The 20,200-nt window shown below is 73.5% G+C and carries 20 protein-coding genes; 15 read left to right on the plus strand and 5 right to left on the minus strand.

Annotated features, from left to right (window positions below; all coding sequences use genetic code 11):
* Window positions 1-190 precede the first annotated feature (190 nt).
* From pgsA to AC5L3Z_RS25925, 9 genes are all read left to right on the plus strand, one after another.
* Complete coding sequence (gene pgsA, locus AC5L3Z_RS25885; RefSeq protein ID WP_494845689.1) at window positions 191-811, plus strand: phosphatidylinositol phosphate synthase; 621 nt, start codon at window positions 191-193, stop codon at window positions 809-811.
* Window positions 808-1,740, plus strand: coding sequence for a phosphatidylinositol mannoside acyltransferase (locus AC5L3Z_RS25890; RefSeq protein WP_494845691.1), 933 nt, complete (start codon window positions 808-810; stop codon window positions 1,738-1,740). Before pgsA ends, AC5L3Z_RS25890 begins: the two co-directional genes overlap by 4 nt.
* A 16-nt stretch (window positions 1,741-1,756) precedes the next feature.
* Window positions 1,757-2,926: a glycosyltransferase family 4 protein gene (locus AC5L3Z_RS25895; RefSeq protein WP_494845692.1), complete on the plus strand. Its 1,170-nt coding sequence runs from the start codon at window positions 1,757-1,759 to the stop codon at window positions 2,924-2,926.
* A gap of 8 nt (window positions 2,927-2,934) precedes the next feature.
* A complete protein-coding gene (locus AC5L3Z_RS25900; protein ID WP_494845865.1) occupies window positions 2,935-3,438 on the plus strand; it encodes a hypothetical protein in 504 nt (167 codons plus the stop codon).
* Window positions 3,439-3,600: 162 nt separating this feature from the next.
* On the plus strand, window positions 3,601-4,518 hold the full coding sequence (gene pdxS / locus AC5L3Z_RS25905; RefSeq protein ID WP_494845693.1) for a pyridoxal 5'-phosphate synthase lyase subunit PdxS: 918 nt from the start codon (window positions 3,601-3,603) through the stop codon (window positions 4,516-4,518).
* 44 nt (window positions 4,519-4,562) lie between these two features.
* Entirely contained in the window at window positions 4,563-5,168 is a 606-nt protein-coding gene (pdxT, locus tag AC5L3Z_RS25910; RefSeq protein ID WP_494845695.1) for a pyridoxal 5'-phosphate synthase glutaminase subunit PdxT, read from the plus strand.
* A gap of 294 nt (window positions 5,169-5,462) precedes the next feature.
* On the plus strand, window positions 5,463-6,212 hold the full coding sequence (locus AC5L3Z_RS25915) for a YebC/PmpR family DNA-binding transcriptional regulator (protein ID WP_494845697.1): 750 nt from the start codon (window positions 5,463-5,465) through the stop codon (window positions 6,210-6,212).
* Between the two features lie 80 nt (window positions 6,213-6,292).
* Window positions 6,293-6,877, plus strand: coding sequence for a ribonuclease FAU-1 family protein (locus tag AC5L3Z_RS25920; protein WP_494845698.1), 585 nt, complete (start codon window positions 6,293-6,295; stop codon window positions 6,875-6,877).
* A 76-nt stretch (window positions 6,878-6,953) separates the two neighbouring features.
* Window positions 6,954-7,511, plus strand: coding sequence for a GNAT family N-acetyltransferase (locus tag AC5L3Z_RS25925; protein ID WP_494845700.1), 558 nt, complete (start codon window positions 6,954-6,956; stop codon window positions 7,509-7,511).
* Between the two features lie 57 nt (window positions 7,512-7,568).
* Here AC5L3Z_RS25925 and AC5L3Z_RS25930 read toward each other — a convergent pair whose 3' ends face one another.
* From AC5L3Z_RS25930 to AC5L3Z_RS25940, 3 genes are all read right to left on the minus strand, one after another.
* Window positions 7,569-8,519 (minus strand): permease prefix domain 1-containing protein, encoded by a 951-nt coding sequence (locus tag AC5L3Z_RS25930; protein WP_494845702.1) that lies wholly within the window; start codon window positions 8,517-8,519, stop codon window positions 7,569-7,571.
* Window positions 8,516-8,857, minus strand: a complete 342-nt coding sequence (locus tag AC5L3Z_RS25935; RefSeq protein ID WP_334527165.1) for a PadR family transcriptional regulator — start codon at window positions 8,855-8,857, stop codon at window positions 8,516-8,518. The genes AC5L3Z_RS25930 and AC5L3Z_RS25935 overlap by 4 nt, the downstream gene beginning before the upstream one ends.
* 158 nt (window positions 8,858-9,015) lie before the next feature.
* A complete protein-coding gene (locus AC5L3Z_RS25940) occupies window positions 9,016-9,642 on the minus strand; it encodes a hypothetical protein (RefSeq protein ID WP_494845703.1) in 627 nt (208 codons plus the stop codon).
* A gap of 194 nt (window positions 9,643-9,836) precedes the next feature.
* Here AC5L3Z_RS25940 and AC5L3Z_RS25945 point away from each other — a divergent pair, with 194 nt between their 5' ends.
* Window positions 9,837-11,231: a serine/threonine-protein kinase gene (locus tag AC5L3Z_RS25945; RefSeq protein ID WP_494845704.1), complete on the plus strand. Its 1,395-nt coding sequence runs from the start codon at window positions 9,837-9,839 to the stop codon at window positions 11,229-11,231.
* Between the two features lie 18 nt (window positions 11,232-11,249).
* Here the strand turns inward: AC5L3Z_RS25945 and AC5L3Z_RS25950 are convergent, their stop codons facing one another.
* Window positions 11,250-11,795, minus strand: coding sequence for a hypothetical protein (locus tag AC5L3Z_RS25950; RefSeq protein WP_494845706.1), 546 nt, complete (start codon window positions 11,793-11,795; stop codon window positions 11,250-11,252).
* Window positions 11,796-11,876: 81 nt separating this feature from the next.
* Window positions 11,877-12,422 (minus strand): RNA polymerase sigma factor, encoded by a 546-nt coding sequence (locus AC5L3Z_RS25955; RefSeq protein WP_494845707.1) that lies wholly within the window; start codon window positions 12,420-12,422, stop codon window positions 11,877-11,879.
* 296 nt (window positions 12,423-12,718) lie between these two features.
* Here AC5L3Z_RS25955 and dnaE point away from each other — a divergent pair, with 296 nt between their 5' ends.
* The 5 genes from dnaE (at window position 12,719) to AC5L3Z_RS25980 (ending at window position 20,192) form a co-directional block, all read left to right on the plus strand.
* Window positions 12,719-16,252: a DNA polymerase III subunit alpha gene (gene dnaE / locus AC5L3Z_RS25960; RefSeq protein ID WP_494845709.1), complete on the plus strand. Its 3,534-nt coding sequence runs from the start codon at window positions 12,719-12,721 to the stop codon at window positions 16,250-16,252.
* Window positions 16,242-16,655: a hypothetical protein gene (locus AC5L3Z_RS25965; RefSeq protein WP_494845710.1), complete on the plus strand. Its 414-nt coding sequence runs from the start codon at window positions 16,242-16,244 to the stop codon at window positions 16,653-16,655. Before dnaE ends, AC5L3Z_RS25965 begins: the two co-directional genes overlap by 11 nt.
* 23 nt (window positions 16,656-16,678) lie before the next feature.
* On the plus strand, window positions 16,679-17,260 hold the full coding sequence (locus AC5L3Z_RS25970; protein ID WP_494845711.1) for a suppressor of fused domain protein: 582 nt from the start codon (window positions 16,679-16,681) through the stop codon (window positions 17,258-17,260).
* Between the two features lie 236 nt (window positions 17,261-17,496).
* Window positions 17,497-18,534 carry an aminotransferase class V-fold PLP-dependent enzyme gene (locus AC5L3Z_RS25975; protein ID WP_494845712.1) on the plus strand — a complete coding sequence of 346 codons (1,038 nt, stop codon included), beginning with the start codon at window positions 17,497-17,499 and terminating at the stop codon, window positions 18,532-18,534.
* A 209-nt stretch (window positions 18,535-18,743) separates the two neighbouring features.
* Window positions 18,744-20,192 (plus strand): FAD-dependent oxidoreductase, encoded by a 1,449-nt coding sequence (locus AC5L3Z_RS25980; RefSeq protein ID WP_494845713.1) that lies wholly within the window; start codon window positions 18,744-18,746, stop codon window positions 20,190-20,192.
* Window positions 20,193-20,200: the final 8 nt, after the last annotated feature.

The raw sequence follows: 20,200 nt of genomic DNA on the forward strand, positions 1-20,200 counted from the left end.
GACGGGTGCCGCGGCGATATCTTCCTGGGCTCTGCCGAACGACGGACAGTCAGGCGGTCGGGTCGGTGAGCTGGCTCACCTCCCACACCCGATCTCACACCCGTGGCGGACCCGACACAAGCCTCCGGTGGGCGGGTCGACACGACCGGGCGTATCGCCGGCCGCTGCCTGCCGTTATCGTGGGACCGCCATGGCGAAGATCTTCCAAGTGACGGCCCGCGCGGGGATGACCCGCGTCGTCGAGCCGGTCGCGCGCGGACTGCTCCGCGCGGGTGTGTCCCCCAACGCGGTCACCGTGACCGGCACCGTCGGCGTGCTCGTCGGCGCCCTCGGCTTCGGCGCCCGCGGCGACCTGGTCGCCGGCGCGGTGATCGTCACGGTCTTCGCGCTCACCGACCTGCTCGACGGGACGATGGCCCGGATGAGCGGCGGCTCCACCCGGTTCGGCGCGTTCCTCGACTCGAGCATGGACCGGGTCGCCGACAGCGCCGTCTTCGGCGCGGTCGCCTACTGGCTGGCCACCGAGGGCAACCACTCCGGGGTGGCCGCCGCGCTGCTCTGCCTGGCCGCCGGCGGGCTGGTCTCGTACGTCAAGGCCCGCGCCGAGGGGCTCGGCATGAGCGGCGACGTCGGCATCGCCGAGCGCACCGAGCGGCTGCTGATCGTCGGGGTGGGCGGCCTGCTCACCGGTCTGGGCGTCGACCCGGCCCTGGAGATCGCGCTCTGGCTGCTCGCCGCCGTGTCGATCTTCACGGTCGGGCAGCGGATGCGGCACGTGTACCGGCAGGCCCGGCTGGTCGGCCGGGAGTGAACCTCACCGAACTCGGCTACGTCGCCGGATGGCGCCTGGCCCGCGCGCTGCCCCGGCCCGTGGTGGCCGCGGCCTTCCGGGCGGGCGCCGACCGCGCCGCCCGGAGAAACGGCGGGGGTACGGCCCGACTGCGCGCCAACCTGCGCCGGGTGGTCGGCCCGGAACTGCCCGAGGCGGAGCTGGACGAGCTGGTGCGGCGGGGCCTGCGCTCCTACGCGCGGTACTGGATGGAGGCGTTCCGGCTGCCGGCGCTGAGCCGGACGCAGATCCTCGCCGGTTTCCGGCTCGACGGGGCCGAGAAGCTCGCCGCCGACGTCGCCGCCGGCCGGGGCGCGGTGGTGGCCCTGCCGCACGCCGGCAACTGGGACGCCGCGGGCGCCTGGGTGGCCGCCACCGGCTGGCCCATCACCACCGTCGCCGAGCGGCTCAGGCCCGAGGCGGTCTACGAGCGGTTCGTCGCCTTCCGGCAGGGCCTCGGCATGGAGATCCTGCCCACCCACGGCGGCGACCGACCCGCCTTCGACGTGCTGGAGGACCGGCTGCGCAGGGGCGCGGTGGTGCCGCTGCTGGCCGACCGGGACCTCTCCGCCCGGGGCGTCGAGGTCGACTTCTTCGGCGGCCGGACCCGGATGCCGGCCGGTCCCGCGCTGCTGGCGATCCGCACCGGCGCCCCGCTCTACGTCGCCTCGATGTGGTACGAACCGGACGCCGCGTGCGCCTCGATCGAGGGCCCGATCCCGCTGCCCGACCCGGCGAGCGCCCCGCTGGACGTCCGGGTGAAGGTGCTGACGCAGCGGATTGCCGACGGTCTGGCGGCGGGCATCGCCCGGCATCCGGAAGACTGGCACATGTTGCAGCGGATGTGGCTGGACCAGCGGGGCACGGCAAGCGGCGCGACACGGTCCGCGCCGACCAGCGGCCAGGCCTGACGGGAAGGGCGCCTACGTGCGGATCGGCATCGTGTGCCCGTACTCCTTCGACGTCCCCGGCGGGGTGCAGAACCACATCGTCGACCTCGCCGAGGCGCTGATCGGGCTCGGTCACGAGGTGAGCGTGCTCGCCCCGGCCGACGAGGATTCGCCGCTGCCGCCGTACGTGGTGTCGGCGGGGCGGGCGGTGCCGCTGCCGTACAACGGCTCGGTGGCCCGGATCGCGTTCGGCCCGGTCTCCACCGCCCGGGTCCGGCGCTGGATCACCCGGGGCGACTTCGACGTGCTGCACGTGCACGAGCCGCTGACCCCGAGCCTGTCGATGCTCGCCGTGCTCTGCGCCCGTGGCCCGGTGGTCGCCACCTTCCACACCGCGATGACCCGGTCCCGGGTGCTCGCCGCCGCGCAGGGCGTGCTGCAGATCCTGCTGGAGCGGATCACCGCGCGGATCGCGGTCAGCGCGCTGGCCCGCAAGGTGCAGGTCGAGCACATGGACGGCGGCGCGGTGGAGATCCCCAACGGGGTGGCGGTGGCCAAGTTCACCGGCGTGGAGCCGCTGCCCGGCTGGCCGGGGGAGTGCCCGCCCGGCCGCGGCGGCGCCCTCGGCTTCCTCGGCCGGTTCACCGAGGCCCGCAAGGGTTTCCCGATCCTGCGGGACGCCTTCGTGGCGCTCGCCCCGCAGCGGCCGGGGCTGCGCCTGCTGGTGGCCGGGCCGGGGGACCGCGACGACCTGTACGGGCGGTTCCCGGCCGAGCTGCACGACCGGGTGACCTTCCTCGGCATGGTCTCCGAGCCGGACAAGGCCCGGATGCTGCGCAGCGTGGACCTCTACGTCGCGCCGAACACCGGCGGGGAGTCGTTCGGCATGATCCTCACCGAGGCCCTTGCGGCCGGCGCCACGGTGGTCGCCAGCGACCTGGACGCGTTCCGCCGGGTGCTCGACGGTGGACGGGCCGGCCGGCTCTTCCCGACCGGCGACGCGGCGGGGCTGCGCGACGCCCTGGCCGAGCTGCTCGACGACCCCGACCAGCGGGCTGCGCTGACGGCCTGCGGCGACCAGGTGGTCGCCCACTACGACTGGCCGGTGGTGGCCCGCCGGGTGGTGGAGGTGTACGCGGCGGCGATCGAGGCCACCGACGGCCGGGTCATGGACCAGGAGTGGGCGGGGCTGGGCGGGGCGGTGTGACCACTACGATGCCGCACATGTGGTGGGTGGTGGTCGCGACGCTGGTCGTCGGCCTGGTCGTGGCGTACCTGATCTGGACCGCCGGCCGGGTCGAGCGGCTGCAGAGCCGCGCCGAGTCGGCGGCCCGGGCCCTCGACGCGCACCTGCTGCGCCGGGCGGCGGCCGCCGCGGTGCTCGCCGAGCGGCGGTACGGCGTCGAGCTCTACGCCGCGGCGCGGATCGCCCTGGACGCGGGCCCGGCGGAGCGGGAGGCCGCCGAGAACGACCTCACCCGGCAGCTGCGCGTGGTCGAGCTGGATCCGGCCGACCCGGCCTGCGAGGCGGTGATCGCGGCGAGCCGGCGGCTGGCCCTGGCCCGGCAGGTGCACACCGATCTGGTCCGGGACGCCCGGACGGCGCGCGGCCGGCCGCTGGTGCGGCTGTTGCGGATGGGGCGGCGGCACCCCTGGCCCCGCTACTTCGACATCGACGACCCGACCCTCGTCGTCCCCGCCGACGTTCCGGCCAGCTGACGTCCGCCGTGTCCCGGAGCTGCCCGGGTGTCCGGTTTCCGGGCGGGTGACGGCAGCCACATCGCAGGCCACCGTGGGTCCGATTGGCTGTCGGAGCGGCGTCGGCGCGGTCGTAGCATGAGCCGAAGCCACCCCCCGAGCACGTCCGAGGAGCGATGCCCCGTGCCCGAAACCACCTCCCCGAACACCGGCGCCACCTCCGTCGTCGGCACCGCCCGCGTCAAGCGCGGCATGGCCGAGATGCTCAAGGGCGGCGTGATCATGGACGTGGTCACCCCCGAGCAGGCCAAGATCGCCGAAGACGCCGGCGCCGTCGCCGTGATGGCGCTGGAGCGGGTACCCGCCGACATCCGCGCCCAGGGCGGCGTCTCCCGGATGAGCGACCCGGACATGATCGACGGCATCATCGCCGCGGTCTCGATCCCGGTGATGGCCAAGGTCCGCATCGGCCACTTCGTCGAGGCGCAGATCCTCCAGTCCCTCGGCGTCGACTACATCGACGAGTCCGAGGTGCTGACCCCGGCCGACTACGCCAACCACATCGACAAGTGGGCGTACACCGTCCCCTTCGTCTGCGGCGCGACCAACCTGGGCGAGGCGCTGCGCCGGATCACCGAGGGCGCGGCCATGATCCGCTCCAAGGGCGAGGCCGGCACCGGTGACGTCTCCAACGCCACCACCCACATGCGGAAGATCCGGCAGGAGATCCGCCGGCTCAGCTCGCTGCCCGCCGACGAGCTCTTCGTCGCCGCCAAGGAGCTCCAGGCGCCGTACGAGCTGGTCAAGGAGGTCGCCGAGACCGGCAAGCTGCCGGTGGTGCTCTTCACCGCGGGCGGCATCGCCACCCCGGCCGACGCCGCGATGATGATGCAGCTCGGCGCCGAGGGCGTCTTCGTCGGCTCCGGCATCTTCAAGTCCGGCAACCCGGCGCAGCGCGCCGCCGCGATCGTCAAGGCCACCACCTTCCACGACGACCCGGACGTGCTGGCCAAGGTCTCCCGCGGTCTCGGCGAGGCGATGGTCGGCATCAACGTCGACGAGATCCCGCAGCCGCACCGCCTGGCCGAGCGCGGTTGGTGACCGGTCCGGCGGGGCTGGGTTTCCGACGAGCGAGAGGAGCGGACGTGACGGCACCGGTCATCGGTGTGCTGGCGCTCCAGGGGGACGTCCGGGAGCACGTCGCGGCCCTGGCCGGCGCCGGCGCGGACGCCCGCCCGGTACGCCGCCCGGCCGAGCTGGACGCGGTCGACGGGCTGGTGATCCCCGGCGGCGAGTCCACCACGATCAGCAAGCTGGCCGACATCTTCGAGATGCGCGAGCCGATCGACAAGCGGATCGCCGGCGGCATGCCGGTCTACGGCTCCTGCGCCGGCATGATCATGCTGGCCACCGAGGTGCTGGACGGCCGGCCGGACCAGCGGGGCTTCGACGGCATCGAGATGACGGTGCGCCGCAACGCGTTCGGCCGCCAGGTCGACTCGTTCGAGGCGCCGGTGGAGCTCGACGGGGTGGCCGGCGGGCCGTTCCACGCGGTGTTCATCCGGGCCCCGTGGGTGGAGCGGGTCGGCGACGGCGTGCAGGTGCTCGGCACGGTGACCGACGGACCGACCGCCGGGCGGATCGTGGCGGTCCGGCAGGGCAACCTGCTGGCCACCTCGTTCCACCCCGAGCTGACCGGTGACCTGCGCGTGCACGCGTACTTCGTGGAGCTGGTCCGGGCCGCCCGCTGAGCGGTCCCCTGGTGGCGCACAGTCTCCGGATTCAGCGAGGTCGGGGTCGTACGGCTTCGGGGAATGACCGGCCGTCGCGTCCCGTCTGTCCCCGTTGGGGCGGATGGGGCGCGACGGTGCCGTGCGGTGCGTGACAGCGACCCGCCGACCGCCGGTAGGATTGCCGAGATTCGGCAGGGCCATCTGCCCGCCACGGCTTCCACCAGGGCTGACCGGCACCACCGCGTGCGCCGGCGGGAGCGGGGGCGCGTGCGGTGCGGTCGATGCGACGGCGGGTAGCAACGGAGGTAACAGATGTCCGGCCACTCAAAGTGGGCGACGACCAAGCACAAGAAGGCGGTCATCGACGCCAAGCGCGGCAAGATGTTCGCCAAGCTGATCAAGAACGTCGAGGTCGCGGCGCGGACCGGCGGCGGTGACCCGGCCGGCAACCCGACGCTCTACGACGCCATCCAGAAGGCCAAGAAGAACTCGGTCCCGAACGACAACATCGACCGGGCGGTCAAGCGGGGCTCCGGCCTGGAGGCCGGCGGCGCCGACTGGCAGACCATCATGTACGAGGGCTACGGCCCCAACGGCGTGGCGATGCTCATCGAGTGCCTCACCGACAACCGCAACCGGGCCGCGACCGAGGTCCGTACCGCGCTGACCCGCAACGGCGGTTCGCTCGCCGACGCCGGCTCGGTGTCGTACATGTTCTCCCGCAAGGGCGTGGTGATCGTCCCCAAGGCCGACACCACCGAGGACGACGTGATGATGGCGGTCCTCGACGCCGGCGCCGAGGAGGTCAACGACCTCGGCGAGGCGTACGAGGTGGTCTCCGAGCCGACCGACCTGATCGGGGTCCGCACCGCCCTGCAGGACGCCGGGATCGAGTACGAGTCGGCCGAGTCCTCCCTCGTCCCCAGCGTCAACGTGCCGCTGGACGAGGAGGGCGCTCGCAAGATCTTCAAGCTGATCGACGTGCTGGAGGACTGCGACGACGTGCAGAACGTCTACGCCAACTTCGACGTCAGCGACGACGTGATGGAGGCGGTCGGCTGAACCGCCGCCGGACCTCCGGTCGGTTCCCCGTCGCTGGCGGGGAACCGGCTGCCGCCGCGCGTCGCTTCTCGCCGGGCGAGGTGGTCGTCCGGCGGGAGATCCTGCGCGGCGAGGTCTGGTTCGGCTGTCCCACCATCTGCGTCGAGGACACCGACGACCTGCTCGCGCTCTACCTGCCGCCGGGGGCCGAGTTCGGCTTCCCCGAGCACGGCCGCTTCCCCTGCGGCCGGCATCCGTGGCAGACCGCCGGGCACACCGCCTGGTCGGGCCACGGCAAGCTGATGCTCCAGCGCCCGGGCGAGGCGCACTCGGTGGACGTCTTCTGGACCGGCCCGGACCGCGCCTTCGCCGGCTGGTACTTCAACCTCCAGGACCCGTTCCGGCGTACCCCGGTGGGGGTGGACACCCTCGACCACGAGCTGGACCTCTGGTGGGCCGCGGACGCCGACCGGTACGTCTGGAAGGACGTCGAGATTTTCGCCCAGCGCCTCGTGGAGGGGCGTTACCCGGGCCGGGGTGACGCGATCCGGGCCGAGGGGGACCGGATCGCCGCGCTGCTCGACGCGGGCCGGCGCTGGTGGGACGAGCGCTGGGCCGGTTGGCGGCCGGAGGAGTCCTGGGCCACGCCCCGGCTGCCGGCGGGCTGGGACACCGTCCCCTGCTGACGCCGCGGCCGGGCACGAGGTCGCCGACGCCGGAGGTCGGGCCGAGCGGCGGACGCGCCCGCCGTACCCTGCCGGCATGCTGGTCCCCGACCTCCCGCTGCGCACCGACCGCCTCGACCTGCGGCTCTTCACCGCCGACGACTTCGACGCCCTGCACGACTACCAGTCCCGCCCCGACGTCACCCGGTACCTCTACTTCGGGCCGAACGACGAGGCGGCGAGCCGGGAGGCGCTGGCCCGCAAGCGGCGGCGCACCGCCCTGCGGGCCGAGGGCGACGTGCTCAACCTGGCGCTGGTGCGGCGGGACTCCGGGGCGCTGATCGGCGACGTGATGCTGACCTGGACCAGCGCCGCCCACCGCCAGGGCGAGATCGGGTACGTCCTGCATCCCGACCACGCCGGCCGGGGGTACGCCACGGAGGCCGCCCGGGTGATGCTGGGGCTGGGCTTCGACGGTCTCGGCCTGCACCGGATCGTGGGCCGGTTGGATGCCCGCAACACCGCCTCCGCGCGGGTGCTGGAGCGGCTCGGCATGCGGCGCGAGGCGCACCTGCGGGAGAACGAGTGGGTCAAGGGGGAGTGGACCGACGAGCTGGTCTACGCCCTGCTGGCCCGCCAGTGGCGGGAGCGGTAGGCGGCGGGCGGACGCCCGGCCCCGGCCCGGTCCGCCCGGGCGCGGCCGGGCCCCGGGTCAGCGGGTGGAGCGGTAGGTCCGGACCGCGCTGTCGGCCAGTCCCCAGATGACGATCAGGGCGACGCCGACGATCGCGACGGTGGTGACGGTGGCGAGGTGGTCGCCGTCGCGCAGCCAGTCGAAGCGCCGCACGAGCGCCGGGTTGAGCAGCCGGTCGGTGTGCAGCAGCCACACCACCGGCGCCGCGAAGGCCAGGTCCAGCGCGGCCTTCACCGCGAAGAGCCGCCACGTCCAGCGGCCGGTCCGGTACCTGACGGCCTCGAACACCATGCTGGCCAGCAGCACCGCGATCAGCGCCGGCAGCCACGACCGCCACAGCGCCGGGTCGATGATCGGGATGTTGCGGCCGGTGTCGTCGTCGATGAAGGACTGGAAGTGCTGCCAGGGCAGGTAGGCCGCGACCAGGGCGAGCATGGCGATCGAGGCGCAGGTGTCGGTGAGCCGTACGTCCCGCTCCACCGGGCCCTCGGTGAGCTGGTCGACGCTCCACTCGGGCAGGTGGAGCGAGGTGTCGGTCCGCTCCAGCACCGCGAAGACCAGGGTGACCCAGAAGGCGATCTGGACCGCCACCTGGAGGGCGGTGGCGATGCCGGCCCCGATCGCCCCGCCGGCGTTGTCTCCGGCGGTCGCCTCGATCAGGCCGACCACGACCCCGACGGTTGCCGGTACGAAGCTGAGCAGCAGCTTGAGCAGCCGTTCCCAGGCCAGGTAGTACCTCGGGCCGATGAGCTGCAACCGGCGGTCGGCGTAGCGGGCCGCGAGCTGCGCCGGGTTGCCCAGTTCGGTGAGCACCTCCCGCTCGGCGCTGGCGGTGTCCTGCCCGCCGGCGGAACGGTCCTCGATCATGTCCTCGATGGAGGCGCGCAGCTCGGTGGCGAGCTCCGCGCGGCGGGGCGCCGGCACCGCGCGCAGGGTGGCGGCCAGATAGCGGTCGGTCAGGGAACTCATCGGTCCACTCCTTCGATCAGGCCGGCGACGGAGGCCTGCACGGCGGCGAGGTCGTCGAGGAGCCGGCGCAGCACGGACTCGCCGTCCTCGCTGGTGCGGTAGAACTTGCGGGGGCGGCTCTCCTCGGTGTTCCACTCGCTGGTCAGCAGGCCCTGTTCCTCCAGTCGGCGCAGCAGCGGGTAGAGGGTGTTGGCGTCCACCGGGAAGCCGTGCCCGGCGAGCCGTTGGAGCAGCGCGTAGCCGTAGTCGGGCCGGCGCAGGGCGACCAGGCTCGCCACCACCACGGTGCCTCGGCGCAGCTCCTGGAGATGGGTCCGCAGAATCTCCTCACCAACCATGACTGACACGATAGTGTGTGTCACACACTATCGTCCAGCGCTACATCATCGTGTGGCATTGCGGCAACGGGGCGGAGCCGGTCCCGGACGACGAGCGGGGCGCCCGGTACGACCCGGACGCCCCGCGCGCTCCCGCTCCGCCGCGTTCCGCGGCGGGATCAGCAGGACGGCCGCTGGCGGAAGTTCCGCTCCACGAAGTCCGCCGGGCCGACCTGGAAGTAGCCCACTCCCGGACGGATCGGGTGCCCGGTGAAGAGCTCGACCCGCGACCCGAAGCGCACCAGGTACGCCGAGGCGTCCCCCGCGTCGTTGCGGATCAGCGCGCCCCGCCGCCCGTAGATCTCCTCCAGCTCCTCAAAGGACATGCCGACCGTCGCCCCGGCGGGTGACCGGGGCGGCGCGGTCGCCGTACCCACCTCGACCAGCCGGCCGTCCCGGAAGGCCAGCAGGATGACGCCGGCCCAGGCCCCGGTGGCCCCCGCGTGCACCACCCCGGCGCAGCCCGGCGCCGTCCAGGAGATGCGCCCGGCCGCCGTGAGCGTCGCCAGGTCGGCGCCGATCCGGTACGCGCCGGCGCCCCGGACACTGAGCAGCCGGGGGTGCTGGTGCCCCGGGTCGGTGTCGGGCCGTCCGGCCGGGAACCCGGTGACCGGTCCGACGTGCCCCGACGCGGGTGCGGTGACACCGGACGGGACGGCTGCCCGGGCCGGCCCGGCGACGGCTGCCGGGGCGAGCGTGACGAGCGCCAGCGCGCCGGTGGTGATCAGGATCGAACGACGGTTCATGGCCTGCTCCTTCGTGGTTGGTCTCTGCTCTGTTGGTCTCCCCGGCGACGCCGATGGTTCGTCGGCTTTCCGACCGACCACCGCCGCCCCGGCCGCCCCCGACCTGCCGGCGCGCCCGGACCTGCCGCCGCGCCGGCCGGGCGGTCTACTGTCGGAGGGCACGGCAACCGACGGCGTGGCCCGGAGGTGAGGCGGTGACCGCTCCGGCGCGGATCGGGCCCTACCGCATCGAGCGGCTGCTCGGCGTCGGTTCGTTCGCGATGGTCTGGCTCGGCTACGACGACGCCCTCGACTCCCGCGTGGCGATCAAGGTGTTGGCGGAGAACTGGAGCCACGACCTGCGGGTGCGGGAACGCTTCCTCGACGAGGCCCGGCTGCTGCGCCGGCTGGACCACGAGCGGCTGGTCCGGGTGCACGGTGTGGGCGAGCTGCCCGACGGCCGGCCCTACGCGGTGCTGGCCTGGGCCGATGGGGGGAGCCTGCGCGACCGCCTGGCCGGGGGCCCGATCCCCGTGCCGACCGCGCTGCGCCTGCTGGGCGAGGTCGCCGCCGGGGTCGCGGTCCTGCACCGGCACGGCGTGGTGCACCGCGACCTGACTCCCGGCAACGTCCTGTTCCGCTCCGCCGCGCCGGCGGGGGACCCGGCCGCCGGAGAGGTGCTGATCGCCGACCTCGGCCTGGCCAAGGCGCTCGCCGCCGCCTCGGGGCTGACCGCCCGCGCCGGTACGCCCGGTTACATGGCGCCGGAGCAGGACGACCCGCTGGCGGTCGTGGACACCCGCGCCGACGTCTTCGGGTTGGGCCGGCTCGGTCTACGGCTGCTGGCCGCCCGTCCCGACAGCCCGCACCCCGACCGCCCCACAGCGGCGGTCCGGATGCGCGACGGTGTGCCGCCTCGGGTGGCGGCGGTGCTGCGCCGGGCCACCGCGCACCGGCCCACCGACCGGCACCCGGACGCGGCGGCCTTCCGGGTGGCGTTGGAGCGCGCGGTGGCCGGCCCGGGGCACCCGCCCGCTGTCCGGCCGTCGCGCCGGGCCCACCGCCTCCGGATGGCCGGGGTGGCCGTCGTGGCCCTCGCCGCGCTCGGTGGCGTCGGCGGCGCCGAGGCCGGAGGCGGGGGCCCGGGGCGGCCGGCCACGGCGACGTACACCAGCGGACCGCTCACGGTGGCGTTGCCGGCCGGCTGGTCGGCGGCCGGCGCGACGTGGGCGGGCCAGTACGGCGCCGACGGGCGCCCCGAACCGGCGCTGGTGATGTCGCCGCAGCCGCGCCGGTGGGTCGCGGACCCCGGCCTGCCCGGTGCGTTCGTCGGCCTCTCCGCCAGCACGGCGGCGCGCACCACCCCGGCCGGTTTCCTCGCCGAGCGCACGCACGCGGACTGCGTGCCGGTGCCGGCGCGCAGCACCCGGCGGGCGGGCGTGGAGTGGACCGTGGTGGCGTACCGCTGCGACCGGGGCCGGCCGCTGATCGTCGAGTCGGCCGGGCTGGCGCCGGGCCGCGCCGCCCTGGTGTACGTCCAGATCGTCCCACCGGCGGACGGTGGGGCCGACTTCGTCGACACGCTGCTCGCCGGGGTGCGGGTGCGGTAGCGGCCGCGGGCCGGACCGCTAGCGGACCACCACCGTGATGGTGTGCGTCCGGTCCTCCTGCGGGATGGTGACGGCCACGGTGCCGGGGCGGACGAAGCGGATGTCCACCACCCCGGCCTCGTAGTGCTGGGAGACCAGCTCCGGACGGTCGACGGTGACCAGGCCGGGCCCGATGCCCTGGATCCGCAGCACCGCGCCGGTGGCGAAGCAGAGCGACTTCAGCAGCTCCAGCTCGGTCTCGGCGAGCGGCAGGTCGTAGCGGACCGCGCCCTGGCAGGCCGAGGTCGGCGGGGTCGGCGAGGGGGCCGGTCGGGGCGGCGTACCCCGGGTCCTGGTGGGTGCGGGCGGGGCGGCGACCGGGCGTCCGGTGCTCGGCGGCACCCGGGACGGTGACGCGGCGGCGGTGGTGGGGGTGGCGCCGGGGGTCGGCGTCGCGCGGGACGGGGCGGCGGGCTGGACGGGCAGTGGCGACACCGCGTCGTCGCCGCAGGCGCCGACCGCCCCGGCCAGCGCGACAGCGGCGACGACCCCGGTGACGAGCCGGCGGATCGAGGTGTGGCGCATGGCGGGGGCTCCCCCTTCCGGGACCGGTGCCGTCTTCCGTTGGTCGCCACCGCCGCCGGTCCGGTTCGCGGTCGGGCGCGGTCAGCGCGAATCGTCGCCGAGTCGTTGCCGGACCTGGCGGCGGGCCAGGTGCAGCCGGGACTTCACCGTGCCCTCCGGCACGTCGAGCAGCGTGGCGATCTCGGGATAGCTCAGCCCGAGCACGTCGCGCAGGGCCACCACCTCGGCGAGGTCGGGGCGGACCGCGTCGAAGGCGTCGAGCAGGTCGAGGCGGGTGCCGGCGACCACGCTGGTCCGCCGGGGATCGGGCCGGTCGGGCAGCGGCACGCCGTCGGCCTCCAGCAGCCACCGGCGGCGCAGGGTGCGGTAGGTCGAGCGGGCCCGGTTGGCGGTCAGCCGGTGCAGCCAGGTGCGGAACGCCGACCGGCCCTCGAACCGGGTGATCCCGCGGGCCAGCGCCAGCAGCGTGTCCTGGCAGGCCTCCTCGGCGTCCTCCCGGTTGGGCAGGAACCGGGCGCAGAGTCGCAGCACCTCCGGCCGCACCGCGACCAGCAGGGCGTCCAGCGCCGCCGGGTCGCCCCGCGCGGCGGCGCGGGCCAGGGTGTCGATGCGCTCGTCGTGGGGCATGCCGGGTGTCCAATGCTCGCCGGTGCCGATCCTCGAGCGTACGGCCGGTGCCGGCGGGGCGGGCCCGTCCAGTCCGGCACCCGACGGCCGGGGGAGGCTCGCCGGGCGGACCGGCACCCCGGGTCGGGGGCGGCGCGGCGGCCGGTCGGCGACGCGTCACCGCCGGGTCGTGGGGAGACCTCCGCCACGTGGTCGAAGGTCCGTCCGCGCGGCTGTCGCAGCCCCTGATCGAATCTCGGTAGGGTGGGCCGACCGACCTGAACCAACCCATGATCCGACCCGGGGGGGCGCTCTGCATGGGCGATTCGTTCGCGCATCTGCACGTGCACACTGAGTACTCGATGCTCGACGGGGCGGCCCGACTCAAGGACCTCTTCGCCGAGGCCAACCGGCTCGGCATGCCGGCGGTGGCGATCACCGACCACGGCAACATGCACGGCGCGAACGACTTCTACAACCAGGCGATGGCCGCCGGGATCACCCCGATCCTGGGCGTCGAGGCGTACGTGGCGCCGGAGTCGCGCTTCCACAAGGCCCGGGTGAAGTGGGGCCGGCCGGAGCAGAAGAGCGACGACGTCTCCGGTAACGGCGCGATCACCCACAAGACCATGTGGGCGCGGAACGCCACCGGCCTGAAGAACCTCTTCACCCTCAACTCGCGCGCCTCCATGGAGGGCCACTACGTCAAGTGGCCCCGGATGGACATGGAGCTGATCGCCGAGCACGCCGAGGGGATCATGGCCACCACCGGCTGCCCCTCGGGCGCGGTGCAGACCCGGCTACGGCTGGGCCAGTTCGACGAGGCGCTCAAGGTCGCCGCGAGCTACCAGGACATCTTCGGCAAGGAGAACTACTTCCTGGAGATCATGGACCACGGCCTCTCCATCGAGCGCCGGGTCCGCGACGGGCTGACCGAGATCGCCCGCAAGCTGGACATCCCGCCGGTGGTCACCAACGACTCGCACTACACCCACGAGGCCCAGGCCACCGCCCACGACGTGCTGCTCTGCGTGCAGACCGGCAGCAACATCGACGACCCGAACCGGTTCCGGTTCGAGGGCGGCGGCTACTTCATCAAGTCCGCCGAGCAGATGCGCGCGGTCGACAACTCCGAGCTGTGGCAGCAGGGCTGCCGCAACACCCTGCTGGTCGCCGAGAAGGTCGACCCGACCGGGATGTTCGAGTTCCGCAACCTGATGCCGCGGTTCCCGGTGCCCGAGGGGGAGACCGAGGAGTCGTGGTTCCGCAAGGAGACCTTCGCCGGCCTGGCCCGCCGCTACCCGAACGGCATCCCCGAGGGGCACGTCGTGCAGGCCGAGTACGAGCTGGGCGTCATCAACCAGATGGGCTTCCCCTCGTACTTCCTCGTGGTCGCCGACTTCATCCAGTGGGCGAAGAACCAGGGCATCGCCGTCGGTCCGGGCCGTGGCTCGGCCGCCGGCTCGCTGGTCGCGTACGCCCTGGGCATCACCGACCTGGACCCCATCCCGCACGGCCTGATCTTCGAGCGGTTCCTCAACCCCGAGCGCGTCTCGATGCCGGATGTCGACATCGACTTTGACGAGCGCCGGCGCGGCGAGGTGATCAAGTACGTCACCGACAAGTGGGGCGAGGACAAGGTCGCCCAGATCGCGACCTTCGGCACGATCAAGGCGAAGGCCGCGATCAAGGACTCGGCCCGGGTGCTCGGCTTCCCGTACGCGGTGGGGGACCGGATCACCAAGGCGATGCCGCCGGCGGTGATGGGCAAGGACATCCCGCTCACCGGCATCTTCGACCCGAAACACCCGCGCTACGCCGAGGCCGGCGAGATCCGCGGCCTCTACGAGTCCGACCCGGACGTCCGCAAGGTGATCGACACCGCCAAGGGCATCGAGGGGCTGATCCGGCAGACCGGTGTGCACGCCGCCGGCGTCATCATGTCCGCCGAGCCGATCATCGAGCACATCCCGCTGATGCGGCGGGACGCCGACGGGGCGATCATCACCCAGTTCGACTACCCGACGTGCGAGTCGCTCGGGCTGTTGAAGATGGACTTCCTCGGCCTGCGCAACCTGACGATCATCGACGACGCGGTCAAGAACATCAAGCTCAACCACGGCCTCCAGCTCGACCTGCTGGGCCTGCCGCTGGACGACAAGGCCGCGTACGAGCTGCTCGCCCGGGGCGACACCCTGGGCGTGTTCCAGCTCGACGGCGGGCCGATGCGCTCGCTGCTGCGGCTGATGAAGCCGGACAACTTCGAGGACATCTCCGCGGTCCTGGCGCTGTACCGGCCCGGCCCGATGGGCGTCGACTCGCACACCAACTACGCGCTGCGCAAGAACGGCCTCCAGGAGATCACCCCGATCCACCCGGAGCTGGAGGAGCCGCTGCGGGAGATCCTGGCCCCGACCCACGGCCTGATCGTCTACCAGGAGCAGGTGCAGCGCGCCGCGCAGATCCTCGCCGGCTACACCCTCGGCCAGGCCGACCTGCTGCGCCGGGCGATGGGCAAGAAGAAGAAGGAGATCCTCGACAAGGAGTTCATCCCGTTCCGCGACGGGTGCCGCGAGCGCGGCTACTCCGACGAGGCGATCCAGGCGGTGTGGGACGTCCTGGTCCCGTTCGCCGGCTACGCCTTCAACAAGGCGCACTCCGCCGCCTACGGGCTGGTGTCGTACTGGACGGCGTACCTGAAGGCGCACTACCCGGCCGAGTACATGGCCGGGCTGCTCACCTCCGTCGGTGACGACAAGGACAAGATGGCGCTCTATCTGTCCGAGTGTCGCCGGATGCGGATCCAGGTGCTGCCGCCGGACGTGAACACCTCGGCCGGGCCGTTCACCCCGGTCGGCCGGGACATCCGGTTCGGCCTGGCCGCGGTGCGCAACGTCGGCGCGAACGTGGTCGCCGCGATCATGCGCTGCCGCGAGGAGAAGGGCGACTACACCGACTTCTACGACTTCCTGTCGAAGGTGGACGCGGTGGTCTGCAACAAGAAGACCATCGAATCGCTGATCAAGGCGGGTGCCTTCGACTCCCTCGGGCACACCCGCAAGGGCCTGCTCGCGGTGCACGCCGACGCCATCGACGCCTTCGCCGACGTCAAGCGCAAGGAGGCCGTCGGCCAGTACGACCTCTTCGGCGCCGGCTTCGGCGACACCGACGCCGGCGGCAGCACGACGGTCATGCCCACCATCGGCGACAGCGAGTGGGACAAGCGGGACAAGCTGGCCTTCGAACGCGAGATGCTCGGCCTCTACGTCTCCGACCACCCGCTCTTCGGGCTGGAGCACGTCCTCGGCGCGGCGGCGGACACCACCATCGCCGCGCTCGCCGAGGAGGGCGGGGTGCCCGACGGCGCGGTGGTGACCCTCGCCGGCATCCTCTCCGGCGTGCAGCGCCGGGTCACCAAGCAGGGCCGGGCCTGGGCGTCGGCCACCCTGGAGGACCTCGCGGGCGGGGTGGAGACGCTCTTCTTCCCGAACACCTACGAGGTGATCGGGCAGTACATCGCCGAGGACGCCATCGTGGTGGTCAAGGGGCGGGTCGACCGCCGCGACGACACCCCCAGGATCATGGCGATGGACATGTCCATGCCGGACGTCAGCAGCAACCCGGCCAACAAGCCGGTCACCCTCACCATCCCGGTGCACCGCTGCACGCCGCCGCTGGTGGAGCGGCTCAAGGAGACCCTGGTGCTGCACCCGGGCGACACCGAGGTGCACGTCAAGCTGCTCAACGGCGGCAAGACCACCACGCTGCGGCTGGGGCCGTTCCGGGTGGCGGCGACCACCGCGCTGATGGGTGACCTGAAGAGCGTGCTCGGGCCGGCCAATGTCAGCTGAGGCCCGGGCCCGCTTCCTCGCCGAGGTCGGCGCCCGGCCGCCGCAGCGCCGCCTGCCCCTGGTCGGCGGGGTGCTCGGCCGGGTCTTCGACACCCCCGCCGTACTGCTGGGGGAGCTGCCGCCCGCGCAGGTCCTGGCCGCCGCGGTGCTGGTCGGCCGGAGCCTGCCCGGCGGGGCGGAGCTGGCCGGCGACGACCCGGCCCTGGCCGCCGCGGCGCTGCCCGCGCCGGCGACCGCCGAGGTCGCCGGCCTGGCCCTGGAGGCGGTCACCATCATCGCCGACCGGGGGTTGATCGCCGAACCGGTCGGCGCGACGCCCGCCGACCGGCTCCTGACGGAGTTGCGCGCCGTCCTCATCGACGGCGTCCGCGCCGCACCCCGGGGTACGCCCAGCCCGGCCTGAGCACGCTGTGGCAGCATCGCCGCGTGGATCATCAGCTGCCGCCGTCCGCCGAGCTCCTGCGCGAGCACCTGACGCGCCGGTTCCCCACCCGGCCGCTGGACGTGCTGCCGCCGGTCGCCGGTCCGATCCACCGGCGGGTACCCGACTTCCACGTCCTGCGGCTCGCTCCCGGGCCCGGTGAGGGCGGCTGGTTGTACGTCACCGCCGGGCTCTGGGAGGCGACCCGGCGGCACGGGCACGCCCTGGAGTTCGTGCTCTTCGCCCCGGAGCACGCCGACCTCCACGTGGAGACGCTGACCATGGTCGCGTACTACCACGGCAGCGGCGGGCCGTACGCCCTGGACCACGGACACACCGTGCCGATCGGACGGCCCTGGCTGCCCGGGTCGGCCTGCGACCACCTGCTCGTCAGCCTCCCGTACCCGTGGGGCGAGAGCCTGGAGTTGTGCCCGGTGACCGACGGGCACATCCGGCTGCTCTGGCTGCTGCCGATCACCGCGGCGGAGAAGACCTACCGGCACGAACACGACCTCGAAGCGCTGGAGCAGCGCCTCGAGGACGCCGACATCAATCCGGTGGACCCCCGCCGACCTTCCGTCGTCTGACCGCAGGCGATCCGACCGGCGGCCGGCCCCAGCGGGTCGACGCCGCGGACTGGCGGGTGGGGCTTGGGTCGCAGCCGTGGGTCCACGTCCGAGCGCAGCAACCCCCTCCACCACGGGACAGCCCCTGCAGAGACGATGAAGCTCCTGGCCCACCCGACGTGGAGCCCGGGCTCTGCGGGCCACCGCTGTCCGATTGGCGCTCACCGTCGCCGGCACCCGCCACTAGCCTCGGCGGCATGGAGCTGGAACAGGCGCAGAAGCTGTGGCAACCGGAACCGGGCTGGCTGAACACCGCCAGCTACGGGCTGCCGCCCGAGCCGGTCTGGACGGCGGTGCAGGACGCGCTCGCCGACTGGCGGGTCGGGCGTACCTCATGGGAGGGCTGGGGGGAGGCGACCGAGCGGTCCCGCGCGGCCTTCGCCGGGCTGGTCGGGGTGCCGGTGGCGGACGTCGCCGTCGGCAGCACGGTGTCCCAGCTGCTCGCCCCGGTCGCCGCGGCCCTGCCCGCCGGCGCGACCGTGGTGGTGCCCGAGGTCGAGTTCACCTCGAACCTCTTCCCCTGGCTGGTGCAGGAGGAGCGGGGCGTGCGGGTGCGCACGGTGCCGCTGGCCGGGCTGGCCGACGCCATCGACGCCGGCACCGACCTGATCGCGTTCAGCCTGGTGCAGTCCGCCGACGGCGCGATCGCCCCGTACGCGGAGATCGTGGCCGCAGCCCGCGCGCACGGTGTCCTGGTCGCGGTGGACGCCACCCAGGCGTGCGGCTGGCTGCCGTTCGACGCGGGGCTGGCCGACGTGGTCGCGGTCGGGGCGTACAAGTGGTTGATGGCGCCGCGCGGGTCCGCCCTCGCCTACCTTGCGCCGTCGCTGCGGGAGCGGCTGCGGCCCGACGCCGCCGGCTGGTACGCGGGCAAGGACCCGCACTTCTCCTACTACGGCCCGCCGCTGCGGCTCGCCGACGACGCCCGGCGGTTCGACATCTCGCCGGCCTGGTTCAGTTGGGTCGGCACCGCGCCCGCCCTGGAACTGCTCGCCGAGATCGGCGTGCCGGCGATCCGGGACCACGACGTCGCGCTGGCGAACCGGTTGCTGGCCGGGCTGGGTCGGCCGCCGGGGGAGAGCGCGATCGTCACCGTCGAGGTGCCCGGGGCGCGGGAGAAGCTGGAGCGGGCCGGCGTCCGGGCGGCGGTCCGCGCCGGCCGCGTCCGGGCCTCCTTCCACCTCTACACCACTGTGGACGACGTGGACCTGGCCCTGGAGGCGTTGACGAGCTGAGGTCGCGGCGGGCCCCGGCCCCGCCACGGCCGCTCAGGCGGCAGTAGCAGCCGAGGTCGTGCCGGACCCACGGGGTTCGGGCGGGTACGGCGTCGGGTTGATCTCGCTTCGTGTCCCGGAACGGGGCCTACTACGGCTACTGACGGCGGAGGCTCTGGTGGTTACGGTCTTGGATGTCGATGTTCCGGACCACGTCGAGGAGTGATCGCATGCCCCCCTCCCCGTCCAGGCTCTTCGCCGAGATAGCGACGGCCGAGCGGCCGGCGAACGCCACAGTGGTCATGCGGCGTGCGGTGGTGCTCGGCGGCAGCATCGCGGGACTGATGGCGGCCCGGGTGCTGGCTGACCACGCCGAGGAGGTGCTGATCATCGAGCGGGATCCGTCCGAGGTGGAGAACGGGCCCCGGCCCGGCGTACCCCAGGGCAGCCAGGTGCACGCGCTGCTGCCCGCCGGTCAGGTCCAGTTGGAGCGGTGGTTTCCCGGCATCGTCGACGAGGCGTTCGCGCTCGGCGCCCCGCCGCCGCCGAGCGACGAGGGCACCGCGAAGATCTTCGTGAACGGCGTGCTGGGGCTGCCGCCGGCACCGTCGGACACCGGTCCGGCGCTGATCACCACGCGACCGTTCCTGGAGGCGTTGGTCCGGCGGCGGACCCTCGCCGTCGACAACGTCCGGATGGCGTACGGCCGGGCGGACGGCCTGGTCTTCGCCGACCGGCGCGTCATTGGCGCGCGGTACGTGCCCGAGGGCGGTGGTGAGCCGGTGGTCGAACCGGCGGATCTGATGGTCGACGCCATGGGACGGTCCAGCCGGCTGAGCGACTGGCTGGCCGACAACGGGTGGCCCCGCCCGCCGATACAGCGGATGCCGATCAAACTGAACTACGCGACCGCGCTCTTCAAGCAGGACGAGAAGGTCAGCGACGCCTGGGTGGTGGTCCACCACACCATGGCCGGCAAGGGCCGTACCGCCCGCATCGGCGGGATCAACTCGGTCGAGGGGGACCGCTGGATGATGCTGGTGGCCGGTTACGACGCGGACCGGCCCAGCCGCGATGTCGCCGACTTCACCGCCCGCTGCCGGAAGCACTATCCGCAGGAGTTCGGTGACATCGCCGAACACGGCGAGATGCTCGGCGGCGTGGTGACCTACCACCAGGCAGACAGCCGACGCCGGGACTTCCACAAGCTCGACCGGATGCCCGCGGGACTGGTCGCCGTCGGAGACGCCATCGCCTCCTTCAACCCGGTGTACGGCCAGGGCATGACCTCCGCGACGCTGCACGCCTCCTGCCTGTCGGCGTACCTGCGGTCGGACCCGGAACTGCGCGAGGAGCCGGCGCGGGCGTACTTCGACCGGGCGCGGGTGGTCGTCGATGCCGCGTGGCAGGTCTCCACCTCCGCCGACATCGAGCTTCCACACGTCGACGGGCCGTACCCGCCCGGGTACCGGGTCACGAAGTGGTTCGGTGACCTGCTCTTCCGGACCTCGCTGACCGATCCGGTGCTCAACGCCCGGCTGGGCCGGGTCACCACCATGCTCGACCACCCGGCGACGCTGAGCCAGCCCGGCACCCTGCTGCGGACGCTCCGGCTCGGCCTGTTCCGGAGCCGTTCCACCACCACCGGCACGACCGAGGAAGGGCTCGCCCCGAGGTGACCGGAGCG

The sequence above is a fragment of the Micromonospora sp. LZ37 genome (assembly GCF_059359015.1).